General features: G+C 63.1%; 11 protein-coding genes and 1 pseudogene. 10 read left to right on the forward strand and 2 right to left on the reverse strand.

The genetic code is table 11. The features are described 5' to 3' along the window. The first annotated feature begins 104 nt into the window (after window positions 1-104). The 10 genes and pseudogenes from K309_RS0121940 to tssJ all read left to right on the forward strand — a co-directional run bounded on the left by K309_RS0121940 (window position 105) and on the right by tssJ (window position 15,783). Entirely contained in the window at window positions 105-2,573 is a 2,469-nt protein-coding gene (locus K309_RS0121940) for a type VI secretion system Vgr family protein (RefSeq protein WP_029048425.1), read from the forward strand. Between the two features lie 29 nt (window positions 2,574-2,602). Further along, the gene (locus K309_RS0121945; RefSeq protein WP_029048426.1) at window positions 2,603-4,393 is read left to right on the forward strand and encodes a lipase family protein; all 1,791 of its coding nucleotides are present in this window, start codon (window positions 2,603-2,605) and stop codon (window positions 4,391-4,393) included. Continuing rightward, window positions 4,390-5,289, forward strand: a complete 900-nt coding sequence (locus K309_RS42510) for a T6SS immunity protein Tli4 family protein (protein ID WP_029048427.1) — start codon at window positions 4,390-4,392, stop codon at window positions 5,287-5,289. The genes K309_RS0121945 and K309_RS42510 overlap by 4 nt, the downstream gene beginning before the upstream one ends. 180 nt (window positions 5,290-5,469) lie before the next feature. Then, window positions 5,470-6,729 (forward strand): KPHS_23130 family T6SS system protein, encoded by a 1,260-nt coding sequence (locus tag K309_RS0121955; RefSeq protein WP_156914417.1) that lies wholly within the window; start codon window positions 5,470-5,472, stop codon window positions 6,727-6,729. A 75-nt stretch (window positions 6,730-6,804) separates the two neighbouring features. After that, window positions 6,805-7,095 (forward strand): PAAR domain-containing protein, encoded by a 291-nt coding sequence (locus K309_RS40125; protein WP_084402491.1) that lies wholly within the window; start codon window positions 6,805-6,807, stop codon window positions 7,093-7,095. Between the two features lie 78 nt (window positions 7,096-7,173). Continuing rightward, window positions 7,174-10,677, forward strand: coding sequence for an ImcF-related family protein (locus tag K309_RS0121960; protein ID WP_029048429.1), 3,504 nt, complete (start codon window positions 7,174-7,176; stop codon window positions 10,675-10,677). 9 nt (window positions 10,678-10,686) lie between these two features. After that, window positions 10,687-12,264 (forward strand): type VI secretion system protein TssA, encoded by a 1,578-nt coding sequence (tssA, locus tag K309_RS0121965; RefSeq protein WP_029048430.1) that lies wholly within the window; start codon window positions 10,687-10,689, stop codon window positions 12,262-12,264. 23 nt (window positions 12,265-12,287) lie between these two features. Continuing rightward, a pseudogene (tssF, locus tag K309_RS37030) lies at window positions 12,288-14,108 on the forward strand (type VI secretion system baseplate subunit TssF). A gap of 68 nt (window positions 14,109-14,176) precedes the next feature. After that, window positions 14,177-15,187: a type VI secretion system baseplate subunit TssG gene (gene tssG, locus K309_RS37035; protein WP_084402494.1), complete on the forward strand. Its 1,011-nt coding sequence runs from the start codon at window positions 14,177-14,179 to the stop codon at window positions 15,185-15,187. Window positions 15,188-15,195: 8 nt separating this feature from the next. After that, the gene (gene tssJ / locus K309_RS37040) at window positions 15,196-15,783 is read left to right on the forward strand and encodes a type VI secretion system lipoprotein TssJ (protein ID WP_232232450.1); all 588 of its coding nucleotides are present in this window, start codon (window positions 15,196-15,198) and stop codon (window positions 15,781-15,783) included. A 63-nt stretch (window positions 15,784-15,846) separates the two neighbouring features. Here the strand turns inward: tssJ and K309_RS0121985 are convergent, their stop codons facing one another. Together K309_RS0121985 and K309_RS0121990 are read right to left on the reverse strand one after the other, a co-directional pair. Beyond that, entirely contained in the window at window positions 15,847-16,854 is a 1,008-nt protein-coding gene (locus K309_RS0121985; protein ID WP_029048431.1) for a Bug family tripartite tricarboxylate transporter substrate binding protein, read from the reverse strand. Window positions 16,855-17,048: 194 nt separating this feature from the next. Then, window positions 17,049-17,780 carry an SDR family NAD(P)-dependent oxidoreductase gene (locus K309_RS0121990; protein WP_029048432.1) on the reverse strand — a complete coding sequence of 244 codons (732 nt, stop codon included), beginning with the start codon at window positions 17,778-17,780 and terminating at the stop codon, window positions 17,049-17,051. Window positions 17,781-17,870 lie beyond the last annotated feature (90 nt).

Genomic DNA, 17,870 nt, shown 5'->3' on the forward strand with positions numbered 1-17,870 from the left:
AAGACGGCGTAACGTGCGGCGCGCAGGGATGTTGGATGTGGGCCTCGCTCTTATGCCGTGGCCTATGCAGAGAGTTCGATCACGCTGAGAACGGAGCAAAGTCAATGGCTGGTGTGGTGAATGAACTGAAGGCAATCGGTGGCGCGCTGGCCAGAAACATGGCCGGGCGGCAGTCATACTTCCTGGAAGTGCCCACCGCAGCGAGCGCTGCCGGGCTGTCGGTTGTGTCGTTCGAGGCCACGGAATGCCTGGGCGAACCCTACGTGGTGACCGTGCAGTTGACGCATCCCTTGGAACTGGATCGCGCCGACTATCTTGGGCGCGACGCGGCGTTCGTGATCGATCCCGCCGACGGCGGCGAGCCTCGCCGGTTTGCCGGCTGCATTACCCGCTTCTCCAAGACCAAACAGACCCGCGACTTCTGCGCCTATGAAATAGTCGTGGAGCCTCTTGTCGCGCGCTTGCGCCTCACCCATGCCAGCCGCGTCTACCAGCACAAGACCGCGCCGCAGATCATCGAGGCCATCCTGCGCCGGCATGACCTGAAGGGGCACCAGTTCGCCTTCAAGACGCGCCGCCAGTACCCGCAGCACAAGTTCCGCCTCCAGTACCAGATGTCCGACTGGGACTACATCCGCCTGCTGATGGAGCAGGAAGGTTTGTACAGCTACTTCGTGCCAGGGAAGTTCGGTGAAACCTGGGTGGTGGCGGACGATATCGACCACTACCTCTACCAGCCGGAACTTCGGCCGCCGTATCAGGAGACGGCCGGGCTGGAATCGGGGGTCGAGGCCGTCTTCGCCATCAAGACTATTGCGAAGACGGTAGCCGGGTCCGTTCTGGCCGCGGACCGCAACCCGGCGCAGGCCTATGAGCGCTTCAAGGCAGAAGCGAACATCGCACGCAAGGACCGGACGACCTACGGCCAGGCGTATGTCTACGGCACGCACCATCTGGACCAGGACAGCGCCAGGTGGGAGGCCCAACTACGCCATGAGGCGGCGATTGCCGGGCAAGTCGTCTACGAAGGCGAGGGCAACGTACTGGCGCTGCGCCCGGCGCGCATCCTGCGCCTGGACCTGGCCTTGCCCGATGCGCCCAACGGCCAGGTCATCACCGAGGTCACGCACAGCGGCGCGCGCGATGCGGCCTACCGTAACGCCTACAAGGCGATCCCCTCGGATCGGCGCTTTCGCCTGCCGCTGGATGAAGAGAACTGGCCGCGCATCGCCGGCACGCTCAGTGCCCGGGTCACCTCGCCGAGCCGTTACAAGTATGCCTACCTGACGCAGGACGGGCATTACGCGGTTCGCTTCGACCTCGACTTCGACGATTGGCCCTCCGGGGGCGAGAGCGTGCCGCTGCGCCTGGCCAAGCCGTTCGCGGGCGGCCTGCAGACCGGCTTCCACTTCCCGCTGCTCGATGGCACCGAGGTGGCAATTGCCTTCACCGACGGCAACCCGAACAAGCCGTATATCGCGCACGCCCACCACAACAGCCAGCAAACCGACCATATCACCAGCCAGGACCGCTGGATCTCCCGCAACGTGATCCGCACGCAGGCGAACAACAAGCTGCGCATGGAGGACTGGGAGGGGCAGGAAGGTATCAAGCTGTCCACCGACTACGGCGGCAAGACCCAGCTTAACCTGGGTTACCTCGTCGATAGCAAGAAGCAGAAGCGTGGTGAGGGGTTCGAGTTGCGGACGTCCGGCCATGGCGCGATGCGTGGCGGCAAGGGCATCCTCATTTCGGCGGATGATCAGCCGAATGCCAGCGGCCAGCAACTCGACATGCAGGCCGCGCAAAGCCTGTTGGAGCAAGCGCTCCAGCAAAGCGAATCGTTGGCTTCGGCCGCCAAGGCGGCGCAAGCGATCGCAGCGGACTACGACAGGCAGCGGACGCTGCTTAACGATACCCTGATCGGGCTCAAGAAGGCTGGGATACTCGTCAGCGCCCCTGCCGGCATGGCACTCGCATCCGGCTCCGACCTGCAAATGAGCGCGGCTGAGAACCTGATCGCCACGTCTCATGGGCATGCCGATTTCAGCGTACTTAAACGATTCACGGTCGCGGCAGGCGATCTGGTATCCATGTTCGCCCAGAAACTCGGCATCAAGCTCTTTGCCGCAAGAGGCCCGGTCGACATTCAGGCCCAGAGCGATGAAATGCGGTTGCTGGCTGACAAGAAGATGACAATCAGCAGTGCAAACGGGCGCGTTGTCATCGAGGCCAAGGATGAGCTGCTGTTCAAGTGCGGTGGTTCATATCTTCGCATGTCGTCGACGGGTATCGAGGACGGGACCCGCGGTGATCGAACGATCAAGTCCGCGTCATTCGCACGCCAGGGCCCAAGCTCCCTGGCACAAGAGATGAACACATGGAAGCACGCGAACTTCAATGACGCCTACGTGATACGCAATCCTTCAACCGGAGAGCCGCTTCCCCATGCACGTGTCGAAATCCTGCGGGGAGATGGCACCCGGCTCAAGATGACTACGGATTCGGCAGGAAAGATTCCGCCGCAGAAGAGTCTGTTTGTCGAGCCCTTCACGATCAGGCTGCTGGATTAACGCGAATCACCTCACTTCCAAACCATGCCATGGCCGAAACAAGCCACGTTCTCTACCACAGCGTCGTCGACAAGGACGGCGATCAATATGTCCAAACGGTTCTCACGCCGACAGAAGATCAGCGCGAAAAGATTGTATTGGCGAAGCCCTACGTGATCCCCATCCTCTTTCTGCCCGGCATCATGGGAACCAATCTCCGGAAGAAAGAGGGGAAGGATATCGCATGGCAACCGCCCAACTTAGACCTGCGGGGAGCGGCAGACCTCATTTGCCAGCTGTTTAGCTACGTATTCAAGAATACGAAAGACCGAGCTGCCGATCTGGTGACGAGCACCGTCGAAGTCGACCCAAGCGGACCCATCGATGCGGGTAAGAGCGGCTTACCGAAGAATGTGCTGATCGCCCGCGGTTGGGGCGCATTGATGCGTTCCTCTTACCATCCCTTCATGGGCAAGCTGCAACATTCACTGAACTCGCTGGCCGAGTATGACTTCGAAATTTGCAAGGCCAACCTGAAGAACTGGGCAGAGGAGTTTGGGGAGGATGCGCCCACTAAATGGGGAGCCGAAGCTGGCGAGGCGCTGACCCGCGAGGAGATCCTCCACGCCGCCAACTATCAGTTCGACGTCTGGGCGGGCGGCTACAACTGGCTGGAGAGCAACCGGGACTCCGGCGCGGCCATCAAGGATCTGATCGAGAAAACGATCCTGCCCTACTACAACGAGGGCAAGTCGGTGATCGTCAAGGATACGCCTGATGGCGAAGGCAACGATCAATGCAGCATCCGGCGCAGGAAGCCGCTTCGTGCGATGGCGGAGAAGGTAATTGTGATCACCCACTCCATGGGCGGGATGGTCAGTCGGGCACTAACCGAGATTCATCAGTGCGACAAGGTGATGGGCGTCTCGCACGGCGTACAGCCAGCCACAGGGGCGCCAGCCACGTACAAGCGTATGCGTTCTGGCTTCGAGAGTGTGGAGCAGCTATTCCTGGGGCGCAATGCTGCTGACGTTGTTGCCATCGTCTCGCAGGCGCCAGGCGCACTGGAGTTGTTGCCAACTGCCGACTACAACGATGGGAAGCCTTGGTTACGGGTGCGTGACAAAGGGACGGGCGTCGACATAGTGGACGCACTGCCTAGCAACAAAGATCCATACAGCGAAATCTATCTCTCGCCCGAGTGGTATGGCTTGGTGCCGGACGCAAACCTAGGGCTGATGAATCCGGGAGGACAGAAACCAAAAACCCAGTCGGTCGATATCAAGCCCGATGATGGTTCACCTCGAACGACACTGAATGACACAGTGGCTCGCGTCCGGGAGTTCCATCAATCTATCGAACAGCGGTACAAAGATCCGACCTACGCTCACTACGGTGCGCAAGGAATGCGCGATCCCAATGGCCCGACCGGCGGACTGCTCAATACGGGGCTGGGGGCAGCAAAGGACCGAAACTCTTGGGGCGAGGTCGCCTGGGAAGGACAGGGAGTTGGATCCATCAGCCCAGACAAGCTTGCCATTGTTGCTGATGATGGCAACGGGACATTGCGGACATCGGGCGGCATTCACCTGACGGTTGGCAAGCCCGATTGCCCTGGTGACGGCACAGTACCCAGCTACTCCGGTGCGGCGCCAGGTAAAGCAGGTATTGCAATATGCTTTGCGCATGGACAAGGCAATCCTGGTCAGCACAACACAGCGTTCGGCTATGAACACCAGGGCAGCTATGGGGACGAGCGTGCGCTTTACGCCACGATGTACGCCATCATCAAGATCGCCAAACAGGCCAATTGGCACGAGAACAAGAAGGAGTCAGCATGAAAGAAGGATGGAGAACGCGTGCCATCGGTCGCCACCTCGTGGACCTGCCAGGGGACGCGAAGACGATTGAGACATACGCGTACAACAAGGTGAAACTCGAACCGTTACCTGCCATCAAGAGCCAGTCCGAACTCGGCAACTTACTTGCTCAAGAGGAGCAAGCGCTGCGCGCAACCAAACATATTAGTCACGGTAGTATGTTCATTGAGCGAGTGCCGCATGCCAACAATTCTGTGACGCTGATCTCATGGAACCGGCCCACGGGGAACATTCTGTACCGATTTGACACTTATTTCATGGTGGGTTCAAGCGCATTGAAGTACTCGGGAGATGTTGATCCCGATAGAAAGCAATCCGCATTGTCCGTTCGCAACGATATGTCGCGCGAGTGGAATGAGATTCAACCTGGGCGAGTGCCGGCAGGTATTGGCTATGTTGCGAATAACGCAATCCTGGTGGATAAAGATCTCAATCTGGAAAGCTGGAGCATGTTAATCCAGTTGGCAGGCAAACCCGATGTTTCGTTCCGGATTACTTCGTACACTCAATACAAGGTGGAACCCGGACTGCGCGAACGCGCTGGCGGCGTTCTGGCCGGATTGCTGGGAGCAGTTGCGGGCGTCAGTCAGTTGCGCAACCGTGCACGCCCGGTCGGACCGATCGAAGCCGATGAAATCCTTGTGGCGGGTACGCAGGATGGCAAGCGGACCTATGGCTTCAAGTGGGAGGCGCCGGGTAAGACGGAATCGCTCGGAGAGCCCAATCTGAATGTGTCCCTGCGAGTTAGCGAAAGCGCTTACCTCACCAACAAGGAATCCTTTGCCAGCGATGAAGAGGCGCTGGAATTGTGGGATGCCGTGGTGGACTCCATTCGCCTGCGTCCGGGGTCGGTATGAAGAACCTGTCACGCCGCAGCGTACTACAGGCACTTGCAGTTGCGCCGGTCGCTATCCTGACCTGGCGCCCCTCTTTCGCGGCGCCACCCGCCCTGTCCGTCGAGGCAGCCATGCGCTACCTGTGCGAGGAAGTCTTTCCTTCGGCTCACCAGAGAGAGGCCTATCTGATCGGGGCACGGCATGGCTGTTGATTTCTCGCTTCTGCCGAAAGAGGAACCAGAACCCGACGATCCGCCATCGCGACCGGTCTGGATGGCCTTTTTCGTCGTCACGGCCCTGGGAGTCGCATTGGCAATTGTTTTGCTCTGGCCGAGACAATTGTCGACCCACACGTGGAAATTCTGGGCCAGCCTTATCCTCTTTCCCGTAGGGATTCCTGCGTGGATAGTACTGCGCAGATACAGCATTTGCGAAGGCCGCAGACTCGATGTTCTGATGGGCAATGAGGCGATCCGAAAGTACAACGAGCGCGTCCATGCCATAGCGGCACGCCCGCTCGCCATAGTCGGCACGGCCTTTCGATTCTCGTCGGACCGAAAGGAAAATAATGCCACCGCTGTTCAGACCGGCGCCGTGAGGCTCGCCACTCAGGAGCCCATCGCCAGCGATGGCAATCCCATCAAGGCACGCTGGCTGACCGTACCTGGCGTGAAGCTTCGGCCTGGCGGAAAGGAGGCCGACGACGCCCGTCATCGCCAGCTGACACGGTGGTTGTATGAGCAGCTACTTGACGACCTCGCCAATCGCATCCGACTGATACCCTCGAGGATCAATCTTGGTGTTTGCCTGTGGGTGTCCGGGCGCCTGACTCGCCATGAATATATGGCGCTCTGGCAGGAATGCTGGCGGGAACGGCACCAGCGAAAGATGCGCATCCTGGAACAAACCGAGCCTGCCGGTCTTGCTACGCTCGACAACTGGCTCGATCGGGTTGCTAGCGGCAGCATGCTCGAAGCAAAGCTTATTGTCGCCATTCACTTGTATCCGTTACTGAGCGATACACCGCCCGTTGGCGCGGCAGAAGCTGGCGTTGCTCTCCTTCTCATGCCAGGCGAATTGGCGCGCCAGCATGCTGTGGTGCATGAGGCAACCGTGTCTCGCCCGGTACGGGGTCCGCTGGACCAGTCGAACGGTGCCTTGCCGCATGCCTTGGCATGGGGAGCAGTCACTGCAGCGGAGATTGCCGCCAGTTGGCAGACCGGGCTAGGTCCGGTGCAGACTGGTGTCTTGTGCGAGGCTGCAGTACGACTGGGGCTGAACACGCAGTCAACGGACCTTGACCAGACCGTTGGGCATGCAGCCACTGCTGCGCCGTGGCTTGCAATTGCCTGCGCCGCTGAGGCGCCGTCCGCTTCAATGCAAAGTCAAATTGTCTTTGCGGGCCTACCTGACGGCGCGGATGTTGCGGTTGTGCGGTGGGTAGAAAGAGATCCAGTCTAAGCGAACTGCATCAATTGAACCTGGAGATTTCCGGCAAGCTGCTCGGCGGGACGTACGGAAAACAAGGAGCGATCTATGGCACGACGTTACGACATCACGAAAGGGGATCTGACCACGGCCGGCGGCGTTGTCGCTGGAGGGGATGGGAGCGATCTTCTGGCTGGGCGAGAGCAGGCCTATGAAGGTGACCCCGTTTGGTGTCCGGTCTGCAAGACGATGGGCAGAATTGTTTGTACCGGGCCTCGCCTGTCGATGCAGGGGCCTGACGGGCGGGAAGCGGCGTTAAGCGATGACCTGTGTGTCTGCCGGTGTCACCCAAGCCCTCGCCTGGTCCCCACACAGCACACCTCCTATATGGACATTTGATTGACGGAGGTGGAATCCCATGGTTGCTGCTGCCGCAATTCATGCGAGACGCCGATTGCTATTTGAAGTCTAAGTGCCATGAAGAAGCTGCGGATAGATTTGCTTTCCCTCCTTGTGCTAGCCCTGATGATCGCTGGCGCTATCGTGATATGGGGGGACTGGCTTGGCATCAAGACTCCAGACGCACGGAGTCTCTGGCTATCCTTGCTGGCTATCGGCACCCTTGTTCTTGCGGTGATTTTTTCATTCGATCGCGTGGGCCGTTGGTGGGATGCGGCGCGCGCGCTGAGTATGTGGCTACGTCAGCGTGAGCCTGAGCTAGCTGGCACCACGCAGGCAAGCCTGCTAGCGCCCCCCGCTGCACAGCACTCACGCAATGACTTTGACACGCTACGTTTCGAGTTGCAACGTCGGCACGGCCTGCGCTGGCGGTACCGTCTGCCCTGGCTCCTGTTGATAGGCGACGACGACGCCATTGCCCGACTGGTGCCTGAAATCAATGAACAAGGTTGGCTGGTGACCGCGGATGCGGTCCTACTGTCGAGCAAGTGCAGCAATGACGGTCAGCCGGACGCTTCCTGGCTCAAGCAACTGTACAGGCTGCGGCGCCGTCGCCCAATCGAAGCGATTGTGCTAATGCAGGGAGAGCAGACAGTGCCACCCAGGGAGCACCATGGCCCAAGAGCCGTCGCGACCCGTCTGGCGCGGATCACTGAGGCTTTGCGCTGGTCCGCCCCCATTTACTTGCTCGAAGTTGGACCGACCAGCTCGCCATCCGCCTGGGATGCGCCAATCATTGCTTGCGAGGTGCCTCGGCAAGCCAGCGCTACTGCAATAGAGGGTGCGCTGCAAGACCTGCGGTATCAGCTATCGCACCGCAGTCTGGCGCAACTGCCCCAGAATGGCGCAGAACGCTATCTAGGCAAACTTTCCCAACGGCTGGACAGCCGGGGCAAGGCGCTGGCTGATTGGTTGGCCGTTCTGGCAGGTGACGCACATCGACGGCTGCCTATCCGTGGTATCGCCTTTGCCCCCTGTGCTGCGCCGATACAAGCCAATGGGCCTGCCAGCCAAGGCGCCGACTTGCCGCTCTGGCAATACCTGGGGCAAGCGGCACAACGTCAGCCTGGACGAGGGACTGGATGGCATCCGCTAACCCTCAGCGCTGGTCTGGCGCTGGTCGCCCTTGGCCTGTGGATCGCAGGCATGCTGGTATCGGGTCTGCAGAATGGGCGTGACATCCGTATGGCCCAACAAGCGGTGCGGGACATCCAGTCGGCCCCCAATGCCGCCGTGCAGCTGAAGGCCCTCGATACCCTGCAGCAGCAGATCCAACGCTATGAGTACCGCGTCCTGCACCACGCACCGCTGTCCACGCGCTTCGGCCTGAACCACGATGCCGATGTGCTGGCCGCCTTGTGGAAACCTTATGCCAAGGCCAGCCGCGACATCCTGGTCGCGCCTGCGGCTCAGGACCTGGAAGCCGCGCTGGTCGACCTGTCTCAACTGCAAGCCGGCGGAATCAGCGAGGAAGCCAGCAAGTGGGCGCTGGCGGGGCACAACACCCTGAAGGCTTATCTCATGCTCGCCCAACCCGAGCGCGCGGACGCTCCGTTCCTTGCGCAGCAGTTGGCGCAGCACTGGCCGACCGACGCGCGGATCACGCCCGGCGAGAAGCAGGACATGGCCGAGCGGCTGTTCAAGTTCTACGCCGAACACCTGAAGGCCAACCCGGCCTGGCGCATCGAGCCGCGCCCGGAGCTGATCGCGGGGGCGCGTCAGACGCTGGTGGAGGTAATCGGGGAACGCAACGCGCAGGACACGGTTTATCAGGGCATCCTCGACGGTGCCGGCAGCAAGTACCCCGACCAGACGCTGGCCTCGCTGACGGCCGGCACGGACCCGCGCGGGCTGCTGCGAGCTTCGGCCATCGTGCCCGGCGTCTTCACCCGCCAGGCCTATGAGGGCTACGTGGCGGCGGCCATCGAGGAAGCCGCCAAGCGCAAGCAGGTCGCCAGCGACTGGGTGCTGGCAGGCGGCAAGCCATCGCCGTTAGCGGCCGATAAAGGTTCCGGCAAGGATCTCCAGTCCGCCTTGACCGAGCAGTACTTTGCCGAATACGCCGAGCACTGGCAGCAGTTCATGAACAGCGCCCAATGGGAGCCCGCGCCGACGCTGCCCGCCGCGGTCGACCAGCTCAAGCTGATGGCCGATGCCAGGCAGTCGCCGGTGATCGCGCTGATGAAGTCACTCGAGTACCAGGGCGGCGCCGGTGCCCGCAAGGATTCCCTGTCCGACACACTGGTGAACAAGGCCAGGGACTTGATCGGCAAGAAGACCGAGACGCCGGAAGTCGCCAGGACCGATCCGGCCGGTCCGCTCGGCGTGGCGTTCGGTCCGGTGCTGCGGCTGGTCGGCCAGGCCGGCCAGGGGCAACCGGGAGGCAATGGCGACCTGAGCCTGCAGCGCTTCCTGGACCGGGCCACGGCCCTGCGGTTGCGCCTGCAGCAGATTAGCAGCAGCGGCGATGGCGATGCCCAGGCACGGCAGATGGCGCAGGCACTCTTCCAGGGCAAGGGCTCGGAGTTGGCCGACACCCAGGCCTATGCGCAGTTGATCGCGGCCAGCCTGGGCACGCAGTGGGCGGGCATGGGCGAGACGCTGTTCGTGCGCCCCATTGCGCAAGCAACCCAGACGGTGTTGGTTCCGGCCCAGGCGAGCCTGAACGAGGCCTGGCGCGAGAGCATTGCCATGGCATGGGGCAGATCGTTTGCCGGACGCTATCCGTTTGCCGATACCGCCAATGACGCCTCGCTGCCGGAACTGGCGCGCTTCCTGCGGCCACAGAGCGGCTTGATCAGCGCCTTCCTGGCAACGAACCTTGCCGGCGTGCTCGAACTCCAGGGCGACCAATGGGTGCCGTCGGCAAACGGCGCACAGGCCTTGACCTTTGATCCGGCCTTCCTCCAGGCGATCAACAGCCTGCAGCGTATTGCCGCCCACCTGCTGGCGCAGGGTGAGCCTTCATACCGATTCGAACTCAGGCCGATTCCCACTCCTGGGCTGACTGACACGCTGCTGACCGTGGACAACCAGAAGCTGCACTACTTCAACCAGCGCGAGTCCTGGCAGTCCATGATCTGGCCGGTCAACAACCTGCAGGATCCTGGCACCTGCCTGCAATGGCAGACGGATAAGGCAGGCACCAGCAAGAACTATGAATTCATCGGACGCTGGGGTCTGGTGCGCATGCTCGAGCGTGCGCGCATCGTGCCGGTCGACAGCGCCACGTTCCAGCTGACCTGGCAGGCAAGCCCCGACACGAGGGAGCGGAAATCGACCAGAGGCGAGACTGCTTCCGAAGGAGATGCCTCCAACCTCGCCAATTCCGACAGCCTGAACGCCCGCGGTGCGAAGGCATCCGCGCCAGTCGAGATGACGTACCCGATCAGCTACCAACTGCGCACCGAAGTTGGCCAGGGTCCGCTGGAGTTGCTGGGGCTGCGCGGATTTGTGCTCCCCTCGCGGATCTTCACGGGCAAGGAACCGGCAACCCGCCTGGCGCCCGTTTCGCGCAAATAGAAGACCACCATGTTCAACCATCTCCTCAATGCGCTGTTTGGCTCGCGCGCGCCCACGGATCTTGCACGCTCCACGCAGGCGCGCTGGGAGCCATGGCTGCAGCCGATCCGCCCCGATGCCCCGGTTGGAGACGACCCCGGCTACGACGACGACTTTCTCGCCATCAAGGAAGAGGTCGCCAAGCTGTCGGACATCAACGAGACCTTGATCATCGAATCGGCGGAGCAGCTGCTCAAGGTCAGCGCCAAGGATGTTCGCCTGGCCGTCTACTACGTCTACGGACGCATGCGCCGTGATGGCGCCGAAGGTGTGGCCGCTGGCTTCGAGATGCTGTCCGCGCTGATCGACCGCTTTGGCGAACAGTTGCTGCCCACCCGCACGGAAAGCCGCAAGGCCGCGCTCGAATGGCTGGCCGGCGCGACCTTCGCAGACCGGCTTGAGCGCGTGCACGGCCTCTCTGGCGCCCATCTGGAGCGAACCCTCTCGGCGTTGGCGCTGATCCTCGAACATACCGCGCAGTGGCCGGAAGCCACGCGCCCGGCGCTGGACGCCTTGTTCCGCCGATTCGAAGGCCGGGTCGAATCGCCAATGGCGGCTGATGGCGGCGAGCCTGGTGAGCCTCCGCGGCCATCCCAGCCATCTGCTGCATTGGCAACCGGCGAAGTGGCGTCCACGCGGGATCTGCTGGACCGGGCCCGCCAAATGGCGCAGTTCCTTCGGGAACAGCCCGAGGGCTATCTCGCTGCCTACAGGCTGATGCGCTGTGTGCGCTGGGATACGCTGACCGAGGTTCCGCCGCACGAAGCCAGCGGCAAGACGCGCCTGGTGGCGCCTCGCGCCGAACTGCGTGCCCAGCTCAAACGCCTGGCACTGCAGAAGCAGTGGCCGGAGTTGCTAGACCGCGTGGAGCAGGCTTTCGCCGAGGGCGCCAATCATTTCTGGCTGGATCTGCAGTACTACGCGTTCACCGCGCAGGACCAGGCTGGCGGCCAGTACGCGCGCGTGCGCGACCTGCTGGCAACGGATTGCGCATTGATGCTGGAGCGCCTGCCCGGCGTGGATCAGCTCGCCTTTGCCGATGGCACGCCATTCGCGGATGACGCCACGCTGGAATGGATCGCCCGCCACGCCACCGTGCGCGACATCGAGCGTGGCGAGCCTGTGGTGCCGGTCTCGGCTGCCTCCGCCGGCAGCACCGACTGGGCGGAAACGGAGGCCCAGGCAGCAGACCTCGCCGCGCAGGAGAGCCTTGACGCCGCGTTCGCCTGGCTGCAAGGCCTGCCCGTGCCGGACGGCGAGCGCAGCCGCTTTGTTCGGCAACTGGTGATGGCGCGTGTCGCGGAGCGGGCCGACCGCGCCGACACGGCCCTGCACCTGCTGTCTGCCCTTGACCTGGCCGTCCAGCGCTATGAGCTGGCCGTCTGGGAGCCCTCCCTCGCCTTCGAGGCGAAGCAACACCTGGTGCGCCTGCTGAAGGCCCGCATGACGCGCAAGGACGCCGACAAGCCCGCCATGGTGCAACGTATCGACACCCTGGTGGGAGAGTTGACCGCCATTGACCCGGCCCGAGCCGTCGCCATGGCCTGAAAGGCAAGCTAACTCCCAATTCCATGGATCATCCCACCCAAGACAACGAAATCCTGCGCTACTACGAGGCGGAGATGCGCTACCTGCGCGAGGCCGGCAAGGAGTTCGCCCAGGCCTTTCCCGATCGCGCGCGGATGCTCAACATCGACCGCATCGGCGAACGCGATCCCCACGTCGAACGCCTGTTCGAGGGCTTTGCCTTCCTGATGGGGCGGCTGCGCCACAAGCTCGACGACGAGTTGCCCGAACTGACGGAAGGACTCGTCAGCATGCTGTGGCCGCACTACCTGCGCATGATCCCGTCGCTGTCGGTCCTTGAGATGATTCCGAGCGCTGGCGTGCTGCAATGCCATGAGACGCTGCCAGCGGGGCTGGAGGCCGTTTCCGATCCGGTTGCACTGGGCGGCCAACATGGAGCTGACGGCAGCGTCGAGTGCGTGTACCGGACGACCCAGCCGGTCGATCTGTACCCACTGAGCCTGACCGACGCTGGCGCCTACGCGCGCGAGGACGGCCGTTCCGTCATTCGCCTGCGACTGGCGGTGCAGGCCCAGGCGCGTCGCGAACAGCTGGAGGTGCCACGCCTGCGGCTCTATCTTCATGCGGACCGCCCCGTAGCGTTGTCGCTCTATGCGGCGCTCACCGCGCAACCCCTGGCCATGCAGTTGCGCATTCCAGGCTACCCACCCGACCGGCCCGGCACGCCGCAGGCCATGGCTGGCCTGTGCCTGGAGCCGGTTGGGTTCGGTGCCGGCGAGCGGCTATGGCCCAAGCCCGACACCGCCTTTGGCGGCTACCAGCTATTGCTGGAGTACTTTGCGTTCCCCGAGAAGTTCATGTTCGTGGATCTGGTCGGGCTGGACATGGCGGCGATCCCGGCAGATGTCCAGCACTTCGATATCGAAGTCGTGCTCGCCAGGCCTGTTCCGGACGACATGCGTTTTTCGGCCGAGAACATCCGGCTTTTCTGCACGCCGATCATCAACCTGTTCGATCTGGAGGCTGACCCCATCACGGTCACGCAATATGAGACCGAGTATCGGGTTCGGGCCACGGAACACTATGGCCAGCACGTCGAGGCCTACTCGGTCGATACCGTGCGCGGATTCGAGGCGGCGACCGGCTAGCGCTTCGAGTACGCACCTTTTGCCGCCTTCCGGCACCGGGGCGGGATGCTGCGCCACGAAATGCCCGAGCGCTACTTCCACACCCGCGTGCGGCGGGGGCCCTCTGGACGCTTCGATACCTGGCTGGTGCTGGGCGGCCATGCCTGGGAGCATCAGGACACGCTGCCGCAAGAGACCCTGTCGCTGTCGGTCACCGGCACCAACGGCATGCTGCCGAGGAAAGGGCTGCGTGAGGCCGGCATTAGCCGCATGCGCGGCGGCTTCACCAATATCGGCACCGTGCGCAACCTGACGGCGCCGACTTTGCCGGTGTACCCACCCACCGGTGACCGTTTCCATTGGCGTGTCCTGTCACATCTGGCGCCAAATTACCTGTCCCTGCTCGACGCCGAGGTCCTGCGTGGCAGCCTGGCACTCTACGACTGGACCGACGGCGAACTGAACCGGCGCCGGATCGATGCCATTACCGATGTCCGTCACCGGCCCCTGCAGAAGCTGGTGAGGGGCGGCTTGCAGCGCGGCGTGGAAATCGAGGTAAGCCTGGACAGCATCCGCTTTGCCGGAGAGGGCGATGTCGAGTTGTTCGGCGAGGTGCTGAACCGCTTCCTGGCACTCTATGCCACCCTGAACCTGTATACCCGGCTGGTCATCGTCTCGCAGCCAAGCGGCAAGCGCCTGGAATGGCCCGATAGCAAGGGTGAGGGAGCCCCGTTTTGAGCCGGTCCGACACCGCCACCCAAGGCACCGGCAAGCTGCTGCCCGCCCTGCTTGCCGAGGCGCCGCGAATGAATGTCTTCCGGCTGTGCGAGCTGATCGAGCTGGCGGCACCGGAACGCGCGCCGCTAGGCACCACCGATTCGCCCGCGGACGAGCCGGTACGGTTCCGTTCGTCCGGGCAACTCGGGTTTCCGGGGCGGGAGATCGATGGCGTCGAGCGGGATGCAGATCAGCCAGGCTTGCCGCCGGTGCTTCGGACGACTTTCCTGGGGCTCTACGGCGTCGATGCGCGCATGCCGTCCTACTTTGTGGACGAGATTGCCCAGCGCCGCGACGGGGCCGAGCCGCTGGCCGCGTTCCTGGACCTGTTCCACCATCGGATCACAACGCAGTTTTACCGCGTGGGGCGCAAGTACCGCTATCCGGTGGGCTTCCGCAACAGCGGCGAGGACAAGGTTTCGCGCTATCTGCTTAGCCTGCTGGGACTCGGCATCGGCCAGTCGCCGGTCGAACGATCGGTGCCGGTCCGCAAGCTCTTGTCGATGCTAGGGCTCGCCAGCCAGCGTACGCGTACCGCCGAAGGCCTTACGGGCGTGCTGCAGCATGCGGTACCGGATGCCACGATCACGGCCACGGAATTCCATCCTGTCTGGGTGCGTCTGGATACGCGTGAACGACAGCCACTCGGGGAAAACTGCGTGCTCGGACGCGGCTTCCATGACCGCACCAACACCGTGCGCGTGGTGATCACCCCGAGCCGGCGCGAATCGGTACTCGGTCTGATGCCTGGGCAACGCATCCACCAGGAAGTGATGGGCTTGCTGCGCTTCTACCTCGGCTATGTGGCGCATGCCCACCTGGAAATGCATGTGCGGCGTTCATTGATGCCGCCGCCAGCGTTGAATTCGAACGAAGTCAGCCTCGGCTTGACCTCGCAACTGAAGCAGGACGCGGGGGAATCCAGGGTGGATACCGATGATGCGATCACACGCGTGCAATTGGGCACCTGGACGGGCCACGCGGCGCCCAATGGAACACGGCAACACGAAAACGAAAACGCAGGAGGATCAAGACAATGAGGTGGCAGATGCGAAGCCGCGTCGCGGCGCTGGGCTTCACCCTTTTAGCCGGCTGCGGCATGGGTCAGGCCGTCAAGGACGGCACAGCGGCTGCGGCGAAGTGGGTGTTCACGACGCAGGTCAAGGCCATGAACATCGACCTGACCAGCCGGTCGTCGTTGAATACAAACGGCGCCGGGCGACCGTTGTCGACCGTGGTGCGGATCTATCAGCTGAAGACGCCGCAGGCATTCGAGCAATTCGGTTACGACCAGCTTCAGGCCAATGACCTCGAACTGCTGAAAGCCGACTTGCTTGCCACCAGGGATGTCGTGCTGAGGCCGGACGCCACAGCAAGCATCAGTGAGCCGATGAACGAAGACGCGCAGTACATCGGTGTCGTCGCGCTCTTCCGTGACTCTGGCAAGGACGCGGTGTGGAAACTGCTGATTCCGAGGAGCCAATGGAAGGCGACCGACCCCGTGAAGATTATCGCGAGTGACAACGTGCTCGAACTGGTCGGTGCAAAGCCCAAATCAGTCAAGCCGAAGGCACCACAGCAGAGTGTGCCGAAATCGGAGAACGCCGCGCAGCCGACGGCCCCGGCGAGGGGATAATGCGCAAAGCAAAATGCCGGCCCAACGAGCCGGCATTTCAACGCCAAAACCAGATCGAAAAGCTCAGTCCACCGTAGCGCCCGAGGCCTTCACAACCTTCGCCCACTTGGCCGTTTCCGACTTCATGAACGCGGCCAGCTGTGCCGGCTTTTCCGGGTTGGGTTCAGCACCCTGGTCTGCCATCTGCTTCTTCACTTCCGGCATGGCAAGGATCTTGACCACTTCCGCGTTCAGGCGATCGACGATCGCCTGCGGCGTGCCGCCCGTGGCGTACAGCGCGAACCACGAAGTCGCTTCATAGCCCGGCACGCCCGACTCGGCCACGGTCGGCACGTTCGGCAGCGCCGGCGAGCGCTTGGCCGAGGTCACCGCGAGCGCGCGCAGCTTGCCGGCCTTCACGTGCGGATACGACGACGGCATGTTGTCGAACATCAGGCCGATCTGGTTGCCCAGCAGGTCGTTCACCGCCGGGGCGCTGCCCTTGTACGGGATGTGCTGGATATGCAGGCCGGTCATCGAGTTGAACAACTCGCCCGACAGGTGCATCGACGAACCGCTGCCCGACGAGCCGTACGACAGCTTGTCCGGATTGGCCTTGACGTAGGCGATCAGTTCCTTGACGTTATTGACCGGCACCTTGGGATTCACCACCACCAGGTTCGGCACCATCGCCACGCGCGTGATCGGCGCGAAGTCCTTGACCGGGTCATACGGCAGCTTGGAATACAGCGACTGGTTGATCGCGTGCGTGCCGATGGTGCCCATGAACAGCGTGTAGCCGTCGCCCGGCGCCTTGGCCGCCAGCGAAGCGCCGATGTTGCCGCCCGCGCCCGGACGGTTGTCGATCACCACCGGCTGGCCGAGCGCCTTGCCCAGCTGCAGGCCGACGATGCGGGCCAGGATGTCGGTGGTGCCGCCGGCCGAGAACGGCACGATCAGCGTGATCGGCTTGGTCGGGTAGCCGCCTTGTGCGTGCGCGGCACCAGCGAAGCCGGCAAAGGTGGCGGCCAGCGCCACGCCGGCGGCAAGCAGGCGGCGGCGCGTGGTGGAGGTCTGGGAATCGTGTCTCATCGGTATTACTCCGGTAAAGCTGTCCCGACGGAGATTGTGGCCCGTGCAGGACGTTGTGCTGAAATGGCGTGATTGCCGTTCCCGAACGGATGCTGCGCACTCGCGCGCATCCGGTTGGCGGCCCGGCTCCGGGCCGCCATGCGTGACGCTTGGTTAACGTCTCTTCTTTTCGAATCTTTGAGCGCCGGGGCGCGCTATACCGGCGCAACGCCCAGCGTGGTGCCGCCGCACACGTACATCACCTGGCCGGTGACGAAGCCGTTGTCCGGCGACAGGAAGAACAGCGCGGCACGGGCGACGTCTTCCGGCGTGCCCATGCGCTTGACGGTGATGCTGGCAAGGATGCGCCTGGTCTGCTCGGCGCCTTCCGGATTGCTCTTGCGGAACAGCTCGGTGGCGATCGGGCCCGGGGCCACGGCATTGACGGTGATACCGTCTCCGCCCAGTTCCATCGCCAGCGTGCGGGTCATGCCGATCAGGCCGGCCTTGGTGGCCGAGTAAACCACGCGCTCGGGCTTGCCCAGCGCGGCGCGCGAGGCCATGTTGACGATGCGGCCGAAGCCCGCGGCGCGCATTGCGGGCAGGCAGGCCTGCAGCAGCAACAGCGGCGCTTGCAGGTGCAGGCCCGTCACGTAGTCCAGGTCGGCAACGGTGGCGCTGTCGGCGGTGCCGGGGCGGGTGGCGCCGGCATTGTTCACCAGGCGCGTGACCGCAAAGCGCGACGTGACCTGCTCCGCCGCGGCGCGGGTCGCCGCGGCGTCGGTCAGGTCGGCCTGGAAGTAGGTCATGTTGGGATGCGACCACGCCGGCGCGGCGTAGTCGACATTGACCACCTGGGTCACGCCATCGGCCAGCAGCATTTCACAGATGGCGCGGCCGATGCCGGAACTGCCGCCGGTGACGAGGGTGGCTACGGGGAGGGACATCTTTGACTCACTTTCAAACGACTGCGGTCTTGCTCCCTCTCCCGCTTGCGGGAGAGGGTTGGGGTGAGGGCGGGCGTTTGCAGGAACGAC

The organism is Cupriavidus phytohabitans, from assembly GCF_000426345.1.
Classification (GTDB): domain Bacteria; phylum Pseudomonadota; class Gammaproteobacteria; order Burkholderiales; family Burkholderiaceae; genus Cupriavidus.